The following is a 14,241-nucleotide window of genomic DNA, read 5'->3' on the forward strand; positions in this document are numbered from 1 at the left end:
CACACGTCATCCCTCACCAGGGACCGGCCGGAGGAGGTGGGACTGCGATGGACCGAAGTCGGTCGGGCAGTACCAGCCGCTCTTCCGCCGCTCCGCACCCCCGCCCGGTGCGCTCTCCCCTCCGGTGACGTCCGGGTCCGGCACGGACCCGCCCCTCCCGGCATCTCGCACGACGGAAGAGCACTTTCGCCTTTGCCTGTCTGTAGCGAACGCCGTCACCGCGCTTCTCCGGTACCGCCCGCTTTGTGGACGACGTAGCTCCACGTCCTCATTCCGGGCTGTGCCACGCATCGCGCCGACGGCCTCTCCGTGAAGGAGCATGCCCATGTCGATGATCCGTGACCTGCGCGCGGCCGTCCGGCCGAGCCTGCGCCACTCCCTGCGCAAGACCCCGACCACGTACACCGCGTACGACCCCACCCGTGACCCCTCCGCCTCCAGCGCCGTCGTGGACTGTGCCGTCTACCGCGACGGGAGCCGGGTCGACGACAGCGCGTGCCTCACCCCGCGGGGCGCGATGCGCCAGGTACGGGAGAGCGGCGGCTTCGCGTGGATCGGTCTGCACGAGCCGACCGAGGCCGAATTCGCGGGTATCGCGGCCGAGTTCGGGCTGCACCCGCTCGCGGTGGAGGACGCCGTCCACGCCCACCAGCGGCCCAAGCTGGAGCGGTACGACGACACCCTCTTCACCGTCTTCAAGACGATCCACTACGTCGAGCACACCGAACTCACCGCCACCAGCGAGGTGGTGGAGACCGGTGAGGTCATGTGCTTCACCGGGCCCGACTTCGTCATCACCGTCCGGCACGGCGGGCAGGGCTCGCTGCGCAACCTCCGCCACCGCCTCCAGGGCGAGCCCGAGTTGCTCGCCAAGGGGCCCTCGGCCGTGCTGCACGCCATCGCCGACCACGTCGTCGACGGGTACATCGCGGTCGCGGACGCCGTCGAGCTGGACATCGACCAGCTGGAGATCGACGTCTTCTCGCCGGCCACCAAGGGCTCCACGCGGGGTACGGACACGGGCCGGATCTACCAGCTCAAGCGCGAGGTGCTGGAGTTCAAGCGGGCCGTGACGCCGCTGCTCCGGCCGATGCAGCTGCTCAGCGAGCGGCCCATGCGGCTCGTCGACCCGGACATCCAGAAGTACTTCCGGGACGTCGCCGACCACCTCGCCCGCGTTCAGGAGCAGGTCGTCGGCTTCGACGAGCTGCTCAACTCGATCCTCCAGGCCAACCTGGCGCAGGCGACGGTCGCGCAGAACGAGGACATGCGCAAGATCACCTCGTGGGCGGCGATCGTGGCCGTCCCGACGGCGGTCTGCGGCGTGTACGGCATGAACTTCGACCACATGCCGGAGCTGCACTGGAAGTACGGCTACCCGATGGTGCTGACCGGCATCATCGTCGTCTGCTTCACCATCCACCGCACGCTGAAGCGGAACGGCTGGCTGTAGGGGCGGGGCCGCGGAGGCCGGCCGCTAGGCTTCGGGCCATGACCGAAGAGCTGTTCCTCGTCGAGGAGGCCACCAAGAAGTCCGGCCTCGTCTGGGTCCGGGGCACCGGCCCCGCCCGGGCGCTGTGGCACGTCTGGCACGACGGCGCCGCGCACGTCGTCGGCGACGGCCCGGGCGAGCAGCCGCTGCCCGGTCTCGTCGACGGCGGTACGGCCGAGGTGACCGTCCGCAGCAAGGACAAGGGCGGACGGCTCGTCGCGTGGACGGCCGGGGTGCGCGAGGTCCCGCCCGGCACGGAGGAGTGGGACGCGGCCGTGGCCGAGCTGAAGGGCAAGCGGCTGAACGCGCCCGACGGCGAGGCGATGCCCGAGCGCTGGGCGCGCGAGTGCCGGGTGCTGCGCCTCGACCCCCGGTCCGCGACGACGGCGCTGCCGGACGGCTCGCTGGCCGCCGTACCGCTGCCGTCGGAGGCGACGACCCGCCGGCCGGTCCCGGCCGCCCTCCCGAAGCTGCTCTTCGGCAGGAAGCGGGCCGGGAAGGGCTGAGGCGCCCGGAACGGGGCGGGGCGGCGGACTCAGGTGCGGGGCAGCTGGCGGCCGTAGTCGAGGGTCTCGTCCTTCGACGGCTCGGCGAGCGGGAAGTCCTTGTTCCACTCGGAGAGCACCACGACGCCCGCGTCGCCGCCGCGCTTCAGCTGGAGCGGGTACGGAGAGCCCTCCAGGGCCACGTCGAGCGTGCCGCCCGCGCCGTCCGCGCCGCCCTTGACCTTGACCGTACGGATGCCGCCGATCTGGTCGCGGTCGCCCTTGACGGCCTCGCCGTGGAGGCTGATCAGCCCGTCGAGCAGCAGGTCCATGTCGGTGAAGCCGCGCAGCTGCTTGTACGAGGGGTCGTCCCGCGGCACCTTCACGTACATGTCGTCGAGCTTGTCGGCGGCCTCCGTGTCGGCCTCGGTGGGCTCGCCGCCGTTCTTGTCGTCGTGGCTCCAGAAGCCCGCGTCGGCCTTCATGTAGAGCGCGTCGCCGACCCGCAGCAGCTCGAAGGTGCTGTTCTTCGTCGTCACCGAGCCCGTCGCGCCGTCCTGCTTGAGCCGCATGTTGAGCTTGTAGGTGCCGCCCTTGCTGACGAGCGTGCCCGCGAGGCGCACGGCCCGCGCCGTGTCGGCGGCCGACTGCGCCTTCTGCTCGATCTCGGGCGCGGAGAGCTTACCGACGCCGTTCGTCCCCTCGTCCGGGTCGGCCCCGCAGGCGGTGAGCCCCACGGTGAGCCCGGCGCAGAGCGCCAGCGGTGCGACGGCTCTGCGCAGGCGCGCCGCCGGGACGCGCGGGGACCGGGTACGCGATGACGGGGTACGTACGGTCATCTGCGCTGCCTCTCGTGTCGATGGGGGGATGCGCGCGGCCCGGGCCGTACGGGACGGCCGGGCGGGCCCTGGTCCGTGGGACGGGGCCCGGCGTCGGCTTTCGAGGTCCCGGCGGACGGCCGGGTCCGGCCCGCGCGGGGCCGCTGCCGGTGGGGGACGGCAGACCGCAGCGTACCCGGCACGGACGGCGGGCCGACCGGCAGCCGTACGGAGGCGCTGCCGGAGCGGGCCGGAACGGCACGGGCTAGCCTGAACCAGGCAAAGCCGGGCAAGGGCTGAGCAAGGACACCCGACGACCCGGAGCGGCGGGTCGAACCGACGACTCGAATCGTGCGGCACCGAGGAGGCGCGTGACATGGCGGCAGGCGCCCCCCGGATCTTCGTCTCGCACCTGGCCGGGGTCCCCGTGTTCGACCCCGTCGGCGACCAGGTCGGCCGGGTCAGCGACCTGGTGGCCATGCTGCGCGTCGGCCGCAGGCCGCCCCGGCTGCTCGGCATGGTCGTCGAGGTGCTCAGCCGGCGGCGGGTCTTCGTCCCGATGACCCGGATCACCGGTGTGGAGTCCGGGCAGGTCATCACCACGGGCGTGGTGAACATGCGCCGCTTCGAGCAGCGCCCCACCGAGCGGCTGGTCCTCGGCGAGCTGCTGGACCGGCGGGTCCGGCTGGTCGAGAACGACGAGGAGGTCACCGTCCTCGACGTGGCGATCCAGCAGCTGCCCGCCCGCCGCGACTGGGAGATCGACAAGGTCTTCGTGCGGCGCGGCAAGGGCGGGGCGCTGCGCCGCAAGGGCGAGACCCTGACGGTGGAGTGGTCGGCCGTCACCGGCTTCTCCCTGGAGGAGCACGGGCAGGGCGCGGAGAACCTCGTCGCCACCTTCGAGAAGCTGCGCCCCGCCGACCTCGCCAACGTCCTGCACCACCTCTCCCCCAAGCGGCGCGCGGAGGTGGCGGCGGCGCTCGACGACGACCGGCTCGCGGACGTCCTGGAGGAGCTGCCGGAGGACGACCAGGTGGAGATCCTCGGGAAGCTGAAGGAGGAGCGGGCCGCGGACGTCCTGGAGGCGATGGACCCGGACGACGCCGCCGACCTGCTGTCCGAGCTGCCGGAGGAGGACAAGGAGCGGCTCCTGACGCTGATGCGGCCGGACGACGCGGCGGACGTGCGGCGGCTCATGGCGTACGAGGAGCGGACCGCGGGCGGTCTGATGACGACCGAGCCGATCGTGCTGCGGCCGGACGCCACGGTGGCGGACGCGCTGGCCCGGGTGCGCCAGCAGGACCTGTCGCCCGCGCTGGCCGCGCAGGTGTACGTGTGCCGGCCGCCGGACGAGACGCCGACCGGCAAGTACCTGGGGATGGTCCACTTCCAGCGGCTGCTGCGGGACCCGCCGTTCACGCTGGTCAGCTCGCTGGTGGACAGCGACCTGCCGCCGCTCGGCCCGGACACCCCGCTGCCCGCCGTCACCAGCTATCTCGCCGCGTACAACATGGTGGCGGCGCCGGTGGTGGACGAGAGCGGCTCGCTGCTGGGCGCGGTGACGGTGGACGACGTCCTCGACCATCTGCTGCCGGAGGACTGGCGCGAGACCGAGTTCCACCAGGAGGGGGCCGGGCATGGCGGCTGAGCGGACGCAGGACCGCGAGCGGGAGCGGGACAGGGAGCGGGAGCGGCAGCTGCCCCGCATCCGGCTCGACGTGCCGCGCGAGCGGCGGGCCAGGCTGCTGCCGCAGTACGACCCGGAGGCCTTCGGCAGGCTCTCGGAGCGGATCGCCCGTTTCCTGGGGACCGGGCGGTTCCTGGTCTGGATGACCCTGACGATCATCTGCTGGGTGCTGTGGAACGTCTTCGCTCCGCCGTCGCTGAAGTTCGACGAGTACCCGTTCATCTTCCTGACCCTGGCGCTGTCCCTCCAGGCGTCGTACGCGGCTCCGCTGATCCTCCTCGCCCAGAACCGGCAGGACGACCGCGACCGGGTCAACCTGGAGCAGGACCGGAAGCAGAACGAGCGGTCGATCGCGGACACCGAGTACCTGACGCGGGAGATCGCGGCGCTGCGCATGGGGCTGGGCGAGGTGGCCACCCGGGACTGGATCCGCTCCGAGCTGCAGGACCTGCTGAAGGAGATGGAGGAGCGCGCCGAGCCGAGGCGCGATCTATTCCCGCCCGCCGACGGTCGGCGGAGTGACGTACCCGACCGTTGACAGGACTTTCGTAGGCCGGTGGTCGTCGCCGTACCATCTGTCGTATGGCTACGGAAGACGCGGTGTTCGAAGCACTGGCGACGGTGAACGACCCCGAGATCAACAGACCGATCACTGAGCTCGGCATGGTCAAGTCGGTGGAGATCGGCCCGGACGGGAAGGTGGCCGTCACGGTCTACCTGACGGTGTCCGGCTGCCCGATGCGCGACACCATCACGCAGCGCGTGACCGAGGCCGTCTCCGGGGTCGAGGGCGTCACCGGCGTGGAGGTCACGCTGGACGTGATGAGCGACGAGCAGCGCAAGGAGCTGGCGGCCGCGCTGCGCGGCACGACGGCGGAGCGCGAGGTGCCGTTCGCGAAGCCGGGCTCGCTGACCCGCGTGTACGCGGTGGCCTCCGGCAAGGGCGGCGTGGGCAAGTCCTCCGTGACCGTGAACCTGGCGGCGGCGATGGCCGCCGACGGTCTGAAGGTCGGCGTCGTCGACGCCGACATCTACGGCCACAGCGTGCCGCGCATGCTGGGCGCGGACGGTCGTCCGACCCAGGTCGAGAACATGATCATGCCGCCGTCGGCGAACGGCGTGAAGGTCATCTCGATCGGCATGTTCACGCCGGGCAACGAGCCGGTCGTGTGGCGCGGCCCGATGCTGCACCGCGCGCTCCAGCAGTTCCTCGCGGACGTGTACTGGGGCGACCTGGACGTCCTCCTCCTCGACCTGCCGCCGGGCACGGGCGACATCGCGATCTCCGTCGCGCAGCTCGTCCCGAACGCCGAGATCCTGGTCGTCACGACCCCGCAGCAGGCGGCGGCCGAGGTCGCGGAGCGGGCCGGTTCGATCGCGGTGCAGACGCACCAGAAGATCGTCGGCGTCGTGGAGAACATGGCGGGCCTGCCCTGCCCGCACTGCGACGAGATGGTGGACGTGTTCGGCACGGGCGGCGGCCAGAAGGTCGCGGACGGCCTGACGCGGACCACGGGCGCGACGGTGCCGGTCCTCGGCTCGATCCCGATCGACGTGCGGCTGCGCGAGGGCGGCGACGAGGGCAAGCCGGTCGTCCTGGCCGACCCGGACTCCCCCGCGGGCGCGGCGCTCCGCGCCATCGCGGGCAAGCTGGGCGGCCGTCAGCGCGGCCTGTCCGGCATGAGCCTGGGCATCACCCCGCGCAACAAGTTCTGACCCCCGGACACCGGCGGTACGACGGAGGGCGCCCCCCCTTTGGTGGGGGGCGCCCTCCGTCGTACCGGCTCGGCGCCCGTCAGGTGTGCGCGCCGGTGTCCCTCAGGCGTACGCGCCGAGGTCCGCGATCTGGGAGAAGCCGAGCCCGTACGCGCTCATCCCCCGCCCGTACGCGCCGATGTGGACGTCCGTCGCGGACCCGGCGAGGACCCAGCCGAACTCGGTCTCGCGGTAGTGGAACGGCACCGGGACGCCGTCCACGGGCAGCGACAGGGTGGTCCAGGCGGGCCCGTCGAGGTCGTCGGCGAGCTCGAAGGCGGTCTCCGTCTGCTGGTCGAGCCAGTGGTCGCGCAGCGCGTGGTCGAGCGAGGCCGGCCAGGTGTGGGCGAGGAGCCCCGAACCGGCGAGCCAGGCGGCCGAGGAGACCGTGGTGGCGTCGAGGACGCCCGTGCCGTCGCCGGTCCGCCGGACGGGGCTCGCGGCGACCGTCACGACCACGGCGAAGCGCTCCTTCTCGGCGCCGCTCGCGTCGGACTTTATCGACGGCTCGTCACCGTGGCCGGTCGAACCGTGCTGCACGCTGCCGTCCGCCGCCGTACCGACCTGCATGAGCCAGCGCGGCCCCGTGAAGGCCTCGTCCAGGCCGTACCAGGCGAAGGGCGCGCGCAGATAGCCCTCGGCGGTGCGCCGGGCCGTGGGCACGCCCTCCGCCCGACTCGTCGTCTCCATCTCGGCCGCCTCCTCGTTCCGTCAACAGAGGGAGGATAGCCACCGGGACGTCCCGGGGCGGGGACTGGCCGCGGTCAGGTCGCGTCGGAGTCGTACGGAGGACGCTCGCCGGTGTCCGGCTTGTCCTGCTTCTTCGTGAGGTCGGGCGAGCCGTTGACCGAGCCGCTCGCCGATCCGTTGACCGAGCCGTTGACCGCCGTGGTCTGCGGCTCGCGGCCGTGGACGGCGTCCGCGACCTCGGTCATCTCCTTCTTGAGGTCGAAGGAGGTGCGGAGCTCCTTGAGCTCCTTGAGTTCCTCGTTGGTGTCGAGCTGCTTGCGGATGAAGGTCTTCGGGTTGAGGTCCTCGAACTCGAAGTCCTTGAAGTCCGGCCCCAGCTCGCTGCGGATGTCCTCCTTGGCGCTGTCCGAGAACTCCCGGATCTTCCGGATGAACCGGGACACGTCCTGGACGACCTTGGGCAGCTTGTCCGGCCCGAAGACGAGCACGGCGAGGACGACGAGCGTCACCAGCTCGAGTGCGCCTATGTCGCTGAACACCTGTAGCTCCTTCATGCCGGTCAAGGGCCGTGTCCACGGTACCCGCCGAAACTGCCGGACGGGTACCTCGCGGTGTCCGTCACATGCCGCTCAGGTGCCCTGTGAGGAACCGAGCGTCAACGTCTTGGTCAGCTGCTTGCCGTCGCGGCTCAGGGTGAGTTCGAGGCGGTCGCCGGGGCGGTGGGCGCGGATCTTCACGATCAACTCCTCGCCGTTGTGGACCCGCTGGCCGTCGACCCGGGTGATGACGTCACCGGGGCGCAGGCCCGCCAGGGCGGCCGGACCGCCCGGGGTGACGGCCGCGGTGCCGTCCTTGCCCTTGTCGCCGACCCGGGCCCCGTCGCCGTTGAACTGCATGTCGAGGCTCACACCGATGACCGGGTGGGTGGCCTTGCCGGTGTTGATCAGCTCCTCGGCGACCCGCTTGCCCTGGTTGATCGGTATGGCGAAGCCGAGGCCGATGGAGCCGGGCTGGCTCGCGCCGTCGCCCTCCCCGTCGCCGGAGCCGCCGGCGGCGCGGATCGCGCTGTTGATGCCGATGACCCGGGCCTTGGAGTCGAGCAGCGGGCCGCCGGAGTTGCCCGGGTTGATCGGGGCGTCGGTCTGGAGGGCGTCGACGTAGCTGATGTCGCTGCCGTCGCCCTTCTCGCCGCCCGCGGTGATCGGGCGCTCCTTGGCGCTGATGATGCCCGAGGTCACGGTGTTGGAGAGGTCGAAGGGCGCGCCGATGGCGACGACGGGGTCGCCGACGCGGACGTTGTCGGAGTTGCCGAGCGGCAGCGCCTTGAGGCCGGAGACGCCGCTGACCTTGACGACGGCCAGGTCGTAGCCGGTGTCCTTGCCGACCAGTTCGGCCTCGGCGGTCTCGCCGCTGGAGAACGTGACGGTGATGTCGCCGGAGGATCCGGCGCCGTCGACGACGTGGTTGTTGGTGAGGATGTGGCCCCTGGTGTCGAGCACGAAGCCGGTGCCGGTGCCGGCGGAGCCGCCGCCGCTCACGTGGAGGGTGACGACGCCGGGCAGGGCGCTGGCCGCGATCCCGGCGACGCTGTCGGGGGCGCGGCCGGTCTCCCCCGCCTCGGCCTGCGGCAGCTGGACGGGATTGATCCCGCCGTTCCGCTCGACGTAGGCGCCGACGCCGCCGCCGATGACGCCGGTCACGAGCGCCAGGAGCAGCGCGCCGACCAGGGCGAGGCCCTTGCGGGACTTCTTCCGCCGGACGGGGGCCGACGCCAGGGGCGCGGCCGCGCCGCCGCCCCACGGGTCGTACTGCACCCAGGGCGCGGGCGCCACGACCTGCGGCTGCGGGTGCGGCTGGGGATGGGGGTGCGGCTGCTGCGGGTGCGGGGGCGGCTGGGGCACGGCCGGCCGCTGCACGGGCGGCGCGGGCGCCCAGGGGCCGGGCTCCCCGTAGGGCGGCGTCCGGTACTCGTCGGGCGCGTGCAACGGCTGTGGCGCGGCGGGCGGCGCCTCCGCGACGTGCGGCGCGTCCGCGGTGGCCTCCGCGACGGGGGCGGCCTGCGGCTCGGGCACGTGCGGGACGTCCGCGGCGGCCGCCGGAGCCGGGACCGGCTCCGGCTCGGGCGCGAGTTCGTCGGCCGTCGCGCCGCGGGCGGCGTGTGGCTCGGGCACGTGCGGTGCGTCCGGCTGCGGCGCCACGGGCGCCTGGGGCTCACCCTCCCCGGCGGGGGCCGGGGCCGGCTTCGTCAGGTCGACCGGGGGCTGCGGGGCCTGGAGGGGGAAGTCCTCCGGCGTGGACGGGGGCGGCGGGGGTATGCGGGACGCCTCCGGGGTCGTCGCAGGCCGGCTCCACCAGTTCGGCTTCCCGTCGTTCATGATCTCCCCGCACCCCGCTGACCCGTCCGCGCCCCTGAGTCGGGGCCCCTGCCCCCTGGATTCAACCAGGTCGCGGGTCAGCGGTGGGAGCCGAGCGGCAGGGTCGTCGGACTGGGGGCCGGGCCGGGGCCGGGCGCGAAGGCCAGGTGGAGGGCCGGGCCCGAGGGCCGTATGAACGGCGAGAGCGCGAACACCGACTGCGTACCGAGGTACGGGAGCCGTCCGGAGCGCACCGCGTCCGGCGGGACCGCGCCGGAGGGGGCGGTGCCGATCGACTGGGCGCCCCCGGAGCGGTTGGCGCGCGACACGGCCGGTCCCGCGCCCCCGGAGGCGGTGGTGGCGCGGAGCGGGGCGACGGCGCTGCCGGTGCCCTGGCCCGTGCGTCCGCTCGCGTTCACCGAGGTCTCCAGCGGCAGGGAGCCGCCGAGGGCGATGGCCGCGAAGGAGACGGCGCCGGCCGCGGCGAAGGCGAAGCGACGGCCGCGTCCGGGCGTCCCGGACGGCCGGTCGCCGACGTCGTGGATGCGGAAGCCGGTGCCGGAGTGCGGGGTGACAGCGGTCGCCGTGGCGAAGCCGTCGGACTTCACTCCGCTCGCGTCGAGGAACTCTTCGAGCGGCCCCCTGGGCGCCCCCGGATCACCGGGCGGCCCGCCGGGCAGGCCCTGGAGCCGTGCCAGGAAGCCCTCGGAGGGCGCGGGGGGCGCACTGGAGGCGAAGACGCTCTTCAGCGTGCGCTGCGCGTCGGCCTCGGCCTTGCAGCGGGCGCAGGTCGCGAGGTGGGCGAGGACCCGCTCGCGGGCGTCGTGGCCGAGCTCGCCGTCGACGAGTGCGGCGAGCCGGTCCCCGAGGTGGTGCTCCGCGGGGGTCGGCGAGGAGGGGCGGGTGCCGCTCACGCTGTCCCCGCCTCCCATCCGACGGCGGCGAGGGCACGCTCCGCCCTGGCCTCTGGCGAGCGGTGCTTGAGCGCCTTCCGCAGGTGGGAGCGGCCGCGGTGGATGCGGCTGCGCACGGTGCCGAGCTTCACGCCGAGGGTCGCGGCGATCTCCTCGTACGAGAGGCCCTCGATGTCGCAGAGGACGACGGCCGCGCGGAACTCGGGCGCGAGGGTGTCGAGGGCCTGCTGCACGTCGGCGTCGAAGTGCGTGTCGTTGAAGGCCTGCTGCGGGGAGGGCTCACGGCTGGGGAGCCGCTCGGCGGCGTCGTCGGCGAGCGCGTCGAAGCGGATGCGCTGCTTCCGGCGGACCATGTCGAGGAAGAGGTTGGTGGTGATGCGGTGCAGCCAGCCCTCGAAGGTGCCCGGCGTGTACGTCGACAGGGAGCGGAAGACGCGGACGAAGACCTCCTGCGTCAGGTCCTCGGCGTCGTGCTGGTTACCCGTCAGGCGGTAGGCGAGGCGGTAGACCCGGCCACTGTGCGTGCTGACGATCTCCTCCCAGGTGGGCGGAGTCCACGCCTGCGATTCCGCATCCGATGCGAAGGTCGCGGTGGTGGGTGCGGAGTCGGTGGTGCGGATTCGGTCAGCGGTGTCGGTCACGGATTTCGGCTCACCCGCCGACCTGAGAAGACGCCGAAGCACTCCTCCCCGATCCACAGGCGCAGCCGCACCTCCCCTGTCGGCTCTGGTGGTGTCCAGTGGAGCCCCTACCATAGCCACCCCGCCCGTTAGTTCCGGATAAGAATCTTTACGCGAATTTGGAACCGGCTCGCCCGGCCCCTTCGACGCGTGCCCTACCCCTGGTGAACGCCCGGTCCCATCTGCGGGTTCCCGCCCGCAGCGGATACAGTCACCGTTGCGTCAACTACGGGGACAGGAGAGGGCCATTACCGCCAACCGGCAGACGAGCTGGGCGTTCGCCGACGCCTATGTCGCCGAGGACGAAGCTCTGCGCTGGGCCCGGGAGCGGGCCCGCGAGACGGGGCTGCCCTCGGTGTCGCCGGGTACCGGTGCCGCCCTGCGTCTGCTGGCCGCGTCCGCGGACGCGAAGGCGGTCGCCGAGATCGGTACGGGCACGGGCGTGTCGGGGATCTACCTGCTGCTCGGGATGCGGCCGGACGGGGTCCTGACGACGGTGGACCTCCAGCCGGAGCGGCAGCAGGTCGCGAAGACGGCGTTCCGGGCGGCGGGCTTCGCCGGGAACCGGGCACGGTTCATCCCGGGACGGGCCCTGGACGTGCTGCCCCGGCTGGCCGACGGCGGGTACGACCTCGTGTTCTGCGACGGCGACCGGCTGGAGTACCTGGACTACCTCGCTGAATCGTTGCGCCTGCTGCGACCGGGCGGTGTGGTCTGCTTCGAGGGCGTCTTCGCGGACGGCCGCACGGTCGACTCGTCGGCCCAGCCCGCCGAGGTGCAGCGGGTGCGGGAGCTGCTGCGCGCGGTGCGGGAGAGCCAGGAGCTGCTGCCCACGCTGCTGCCGGTGGGCGACGGCCTGCTCTGCGCCGTGCGCCGCGGCTGACCGGCGTCCCGCGCCCCGGCCGGGGGCCCGCCCCACGGCGACCCCCACCCCGGAGCCCTGCCCCGCCCCCGTACCCCGGACACACCACTGCCCCGGTACGGTCGGAACCGTCCGGGGCAGCGGTGAGGAATCGTGGGAGTCCGTCAGCCGACGACCTGCTTCAGGGCGTCGCCCAGCGCCTCGGCCTCGTCCGGGGTCAGCTCGACGACGAGCCGACCGCCGCCTTCGAGCGGAACGCGCATGACGATGCCCCGCCCCTCCTTGGTCACCTCGAGCGGGCCGTCACCCGTCCGCGGCTTCATGGCCGCCATGCTCGTTCCCCTTCCTGAAACCAGCTCATTGTCAGCCGGGCAGCTCCAAGGTGTGGAGCACGCGTCACCGGCTTCGAACACATTGCTTCCAGGTCATTATCCCGCATCGCAGGACCCGATGACCAACATCGATCGGCATCGCTTCCGCAACGCGCTTCCGCAAAACCCCTCATTTCGGCGATCGGCCTGCGATACTTCGCCGCCGCCCGTCCGGACGCCCGGCCGGTTTCTTTGACGCAGCTCACATGTGCGCCGGGGGTGATCTCCGCCATGCTGGGCTGATCAACGACGCGACGAAGCGTCGCAACGAGGCGAAGGGGTCCCGATGGCGGACACGGTCCTGTACGAGGTGAGCGACGGGCTCGCCACCATCACGCTCAACCGGCCCGAGGCCATGAACGCGCTGAACGTGGCGGCGAAGGTCGGCCTCCGGGACGCGGCGGAGGCGGCCGCCGCCGACCCCGCCGTCCGCGCGGTGCTGCTCACGGCGGCCGGCGACCGGGCGTTCTGCGTGGGCCAGGACCTCAAGGAGCACGTGGGCCTGCTGCTCCAGGACCAGGAGTCCGGGAGCCGGGAGACCATGACCACGGTCCGCGAGCACTACAACCCGATCGTGCGGGCGCTCGCCGGCATGAGGAAGCCGGTGGTGGCGGGGGTGAACGGCGTCGCGGCCGGCGCGGGCTTCGGCTTCGCCCTCGCGGCGGACTACCGGGTCGTGGCGGACACCGCGTCCTTCAACACCTCGTTCGCGGGCGTGGCGCTCACCGCCGACTCGGGCGTGTCCTGGACGCTCCCCCGGCTGATCGGCGCGAGCCGCGCCGCCGACCTGCTGCTGTTCCCGCGCTCGATCGGCGCCCGGGAGGCGTACGAGCTCGGCATCGTGAACCGGCTGGTCCCGGCGGCGGACCTGGCCGCCGAGGCGGAGAAGGTGGCCCGCACCCTGGCCGAGGGCCCGACCGTCGCGTACGCGGCGCTGAAGGAGTCCCTCGCGTACGGCGCGGACCACTCGCTCGCCGAGGCCCTGGAGAAGGAGGACGAGCTGCAGACGCTCGCGGGCGGCTCGGAGGACCACTCGATCGCGGTCCGCGCCTTCATCGCCAAGGAGAAGCCGCAGTACCTCGGCCGCTGATCATCCCACCGGGGCGGTCGGCGGGAGCGTCCGGCCGCCGCCCCGGGCCACGCACTGCTCGAGGTGGTCGTCGACCAGCCCGCAGGCCTGCATCAGCGCGTAGGCGGTGGTCGGACCGATGAAGCGCAGTCCGCGCTTCTTCAGGGCCTTGGCGAGGGCCGTCGACTCGTCCGTGACCGCCGGGACGTCCAGGACCGTGCGGGGCGCGGGCCGGTCCGCCGGGTCGGGGGCGTACGACCAGATCAGCGCGTCCAGCTCGCCGGGGGCCCAGTCCGCCAGGACCCTGGCGTTCGCCAGGGTGGCGTCGACCTTGGCGCGGTTGCGGATGATGCCCTCGTCGGCGAGGAGGCGCTCGCGGTCGGCCTCGCCGAAGCGGGCCACGGAGGCGATCTCGAAGCCGGCGAAGGCCCGCCGGAAGCCCTCGCGGCGGCGCAGGATGGTGATCCAGGAGAGGCCGGACTGGAAGGCCTCCAGGCAGAGCCGCTCGAAGAGGGCGTCGTCGCCGTGGACCGGGCTGCCCCATTCCTCGTCGTGGTAGGCGACGTAGTCCTCGGTCGACAGGCCCCAGGGGCAGCGCAGCCGCCCGTCGGGTCCCGGGACCGCTCCGCCCACGCTCACGCCCGCTCGTCCTCTCCGGTGTCCTCGGCCCTGCCGGGTCGCGCGGTGGCGCCCGCGAGGGCCTCCTCCAGTTCGGCGATGCGGGCGTCCCGCTCCGCGAGCTCCGCGCCGAGCCGTACGAGGACGTCGTCGACGTCCTCCATGCGGTAGCCGCGCACGGCCACGGGGAGGCGGACCGCCTCGACGTCGACCCGGTCGACCGGCCGGTTCGCGGGCAGGGGGTCGACGAGTTGCTGGGGAGCCGCCTCGGGCAGCACCTCGCTGTCGCCGCCGCCGACCACGGCAAGGGTCACGGCGGCCACGACCACGACCATCGTGATGAGCAGAAACCAGAACACTGCGCGCCTCTCCCGGAGTGGAATTCGTCCCGTGCCGATCGTGCCATGCGCCACTGACGGTTAGGGTCGCAGGCGAACGGACGCGAG

At 72.9% G+C, this 14,241-nt stretch carries 16 protein-coding genes; 7 read left to right on the forward strand and 9 right to left on the reverse strand.

Annotation, left to right across the window (positions count from 1 at the left end):
* Nucleotides 1-325 precede the first annotated feature (325 nt).
* Both ACWDVG_RS22775 and ACWDVG_RS22780 read left to right on the forward strand, forming a co-directional pair.
* Nucleotides 326-1,453 (forward strand): magnesium and cobalt transport protein CorA, encoded by a 1,128-nt coding sequence (locus ACWDVG_RS22775; protein ID WP_451701202.1) that lies wholly within the window; start codon nucleotides 326-328, stop codon nucleotides 1,451-1,453.
* A gap of 38 nt (nucleotides 1,454-1,491) precedes the next feature.
* Entirely contained in the window at nucleotides 1,492-1,998 is a 507-nt protein-coding gene (locus ACWDVG_RS22780) for a hypothetical protein (protein WP_451701204.1), read from the forward strand.
* Nucleotides 1,999-2,027: 29 nt separating this feature from the next.
* Here the strand turns inward: ACWDVG_RS22780 and ACWDVG_RS22785 are convergent, their stop codons facing one another.
* Nucleotides 2,028-2,816, reverse strand: coding sequence for a hypothetical protein (locus tag ACWDVG_RS22785; protein WP_451701206.1), 789 nt, complete (start codon nucleotides 2,814-2,816; stop codon nucleotides 2,028-2,030).
* 355 nt (nucleotides 2,817-3,171) lie between these two features.
* Here ACWDVG_RS22785 and ACWDVG_RS22790 point away from each other — a divergent pair, with 355 nt between their 5' ends.
* From ACWDVG_RS22790 to ACWDVG_RS22800, 3 genes are read left to right on the forward strand one after another with little or no spacing between them, the layout of a single operon-like run.
* A complete protein-coding gene (locus tag ACWDVG_RS22790; RefSeq protein WP_451701208.1) occupies nucleotides 3,172-4,443 on the forward strand; it encodes a magnesium transporter MgtE N-terminal domain-containing protein in 1,272 nt (423 codons plus the stop codon).
* Nucleotides 4,433-5,020: a DUF1003 domain-containing protein gene (locus tag ACWDVG_RS22795; protein ID WP_451701211.1), complete on the forward strand. Its 588-nt coding sequence runs from the start codon at nucleotides 4,433-4,435 to the stop codon at nucleotides 5,018-5,020. Before ACWDVG_RS22790 ends, ACWDVG_RS22795 begins: the two co-directional genes overlap by 11 nt.
* Nucleotides 5,021-5,064: 44 nt before the next feature.
* Nucleotides 5,065-6,198 carry an Mrp/NBP35 family ATP-binding protein gene (locus tag ACWDVG_RS22800; RefSeq protein WP_451701213.1) on the forward strand — a complete coding sequence of 378 codons (1,134 nt, stop codon included), beginning with the start codon at nucleotides 5,065-5,067 and terminating at the stop codon, nucleotides 6,196-6,198.
* 102 nt (nucleotides 6,199-6,300) lie between these two features.
* Here ACWDVG_RS22800 and ACWDVG_RS22805 read toward each other — a convergent pair whose 3' ends face one another.
* The 5 genes from ACWDVG_RS22805 to sigE form a co-directional block, all read right to left on the reverse strand.
* Nucleotides 6,301-6,927 carry a hypothetical protein gene (locus ACWDVG_RS22805; protein ID WP_451701215.1) on the reverse strand — a complete coding sequence of 209 codons (627 nt, stop codon included), beginning with the start codon at nucleotides 6,925-6,927 and terminating at the stop codon, nucleotides 6,301-6,303.
* A gap of 74 nt (nucleotides 6,928-7,001) precedes the next feature.
* The gene (locus ACWDVG_RS22810; protein ID WP_451701216.1) at nucleotides 7,002-7,466 is read right to left on the reverse strand and encodes a sec-independent translocase; all 465 of its coding nucleotides are present in this window, start codon (nucleotides 7,464-7,466) and stop codon (nucleotides 7,002-7,004) included.
* A 90-nt stretch (nucleotides 7,467-7,556) separates the two neighbouring features.
* On the reverse strand, nucleotides 7,557-9,302 hold the full coding sequence (locus ACWDVG_RS22815) for a trypsin-like peptidase domain-containing protein (protein WP_451701218.1): 1,746 nt from the start codon (nucleotides 9,300-9,302) through the stop codon (nucleotides 7,557-7,559).
* Nucleotides 9,303-9,379: 77 nt separating this feature from the next.
* Nucleotides 9,380-10,195, reverse strand: coding sequence for an anti-sigma factor family protein (locus ACWDVG_RS22820; RefSeq protein ID WP_451701220.1), 816 nt, complete (start codon nucleotides 10,193-10,195; stop codon nucleotides 9,380-9,382).
* The gene (sigE, locus tag ACWDVG_RS22825; RefSeq protein ID WP_451701222.1) at nucleotides 10,192-10,950 is read right to left on the reverse strand and encodes an RNA polymerase sigma factor SigE; all 759 of its coding nucleotides are present in this window, start codon (nucleotides 10,948-10,950) and stop codon (nucleotides 10,192-10,194) included. The genes ACWDVG_RS22820 and sigE overlap by 4 nt, the downstream gene beginning before the upstream one ends.
* Nucleotides 10,951-11,092: 142 nt before the next feature.
* Between sigE and ACWDVG_RS22830 the strand changes: the two genes are divergently transcribed.
* Nucleotides 11,093-11,758 (forward strand): O-methyltransferase, encoded by a 666-nt coding sequence (locus tag ACWDVG_RS22830; protein ID WP_345287126.1) that lies wholly within the window; start codon nucleotides 11,093-11,095, stop codon nucleotides 11,756-11,758.
* Nucleotides 11,759-11,901: 143 nt separating this feature from the next.
* On the opposite strand, the gene ACWDVG_RS22835 is transcribed toward ACWDVG_RS22830, so the two are convergent.
* A complete protein-coding gene (locus ACWDVG_RS22835) occupies nucleotides 11,902-12,069 on the reverse strand; it encodes a DUF3117 domain-containing protein (protein WP_006346801.1) in 168 nt (55 codons plus the stop codon).
* 325 nt (nucleotides 12,070-12,394) lie between these two features.
* Here ACWDVG_RS22835 and chcB point away from each other — a divergent pair, with 325 nt between their 5' ends.
* A complete protein-coding gene (gene chcB, locus ACWDVG_RS22840) occupies nucleotides 12,395-13,198 on the forward strand; it encodes a 2-cyclohexenylcarbonyl CoA isomerase (protein WP_451701226.1) in 804 nt (267 codons plus the stop codon).
* Here chcB and ACWDVG_RS22845 read toward each other — a convergent pair whose 3' ends face one another.
* A complete protein-coding gene (locus ACWDVG_RS22845; RefSeq protein ID WP_451701228.1) occupies nucleotides 13,199-13,816 on the reverse strand; it encodes a DNA-3-methyladenine glycosylase I in 618 nt (205 codons plus the stop codon).
* On the reverse strand, nucleotides 13,813-14,154 hold the full coding sequence (locus ACWDVG_RS22850; RefSeq protein WP_451701230.1) for a DivIVA domain-containing protein: 342 nt from the start codon (nucleotides 14,152-14,154) through the stop codon (nucleotides 13,813-13,815). Before ACWDVG_RS22850 ends, ACWDVG_RS22845 begins: the two co-directional genes overlap by 4 nt.
* Between the last annotated feature and the right edge of the window lie 87 nt (nucleotides 14,155-14,241).

It is taken from the genome of Streptomyces sp. NPDC003327 (assembly GCF_053589515.1).

Coding starts and splice junctions, on each gene's coding strand:
- ACWDVG_RS22775 (WP_451701202.1), top strand. CDS start 326: ATGTCGATGATCCGTGACCTGCGCGCGGCCGTCCGGCCGAGCCTGCGC.
- ACWDVG_RS22780 (WP_451701204.1), top strand. CDS start 1,492: ATGACCGAAGAGCTGTTCCTCGTCGAGGAGGCCACCAAGAAGTCCGGC.
- ACWDVG_RS22785 (WP_451701206.1), bottom strand. CDS start 2,816: ATGACCGTACGTACCCCGTCATCGCGTACCCGGTCCCCGCGCGTCCCG.
- ACWDVG_RS22790 (WP_451701208.1), top strand. CDS start 3,172: ATGGCGGCAGGCGCCCCCCGGATCTTCGTCTCGCACCTGGCCGGGGTC.
- ACWDVG_RS22795 (WP_451701211.1), top strand. CDS start 4,433: ATGGCGGCTGAGCGGACGCAGGACCGCGAGCGGGAGCGGGACAGGGAG.
- ACWDVG_RS22800 (WP_451701213.1), top strand. CDS start 5,065: ATGGCTACGGAAGACGCGGTGTTCGAAGCACTGGCGACGGTGAACGAC.
- ACWDVG_RS22805 (WP_451701215.1), bottom strand. CDS start 6,927: ATGGAGACGACGAGTCGGGCGGAGGGCGTGCCCACGGCCCGGCGCACC.
- ACWDVG_RS22815 (WP_451701218.1), bottom strand. CDS start 9,302: ATGAACGACGGGAAGCCGAACTGGTGGAGCCGGCCTGCGACGACCCCG.
- sigE (WP_451701222.1), bottom strand. CDS start 10,950: ATGGTAGGGGCTCCACTGGACACCACCAGAGCCGACAGGGGAGGTGCG.
- ACWDVG_RS22835 (WP_006346801.1), bottom strand. CDS start 12,069: ATGGCGGCCATGAAGCCGCGGACGGGTGACGGCCCGCTCGAGGTGACC.
- chcB (WP_451701226.1), top strand. CDS start 12,395: ATGGCGGACACGGTCCTGTACGAGGTGAGCGACGGGCTCGCCACCATC.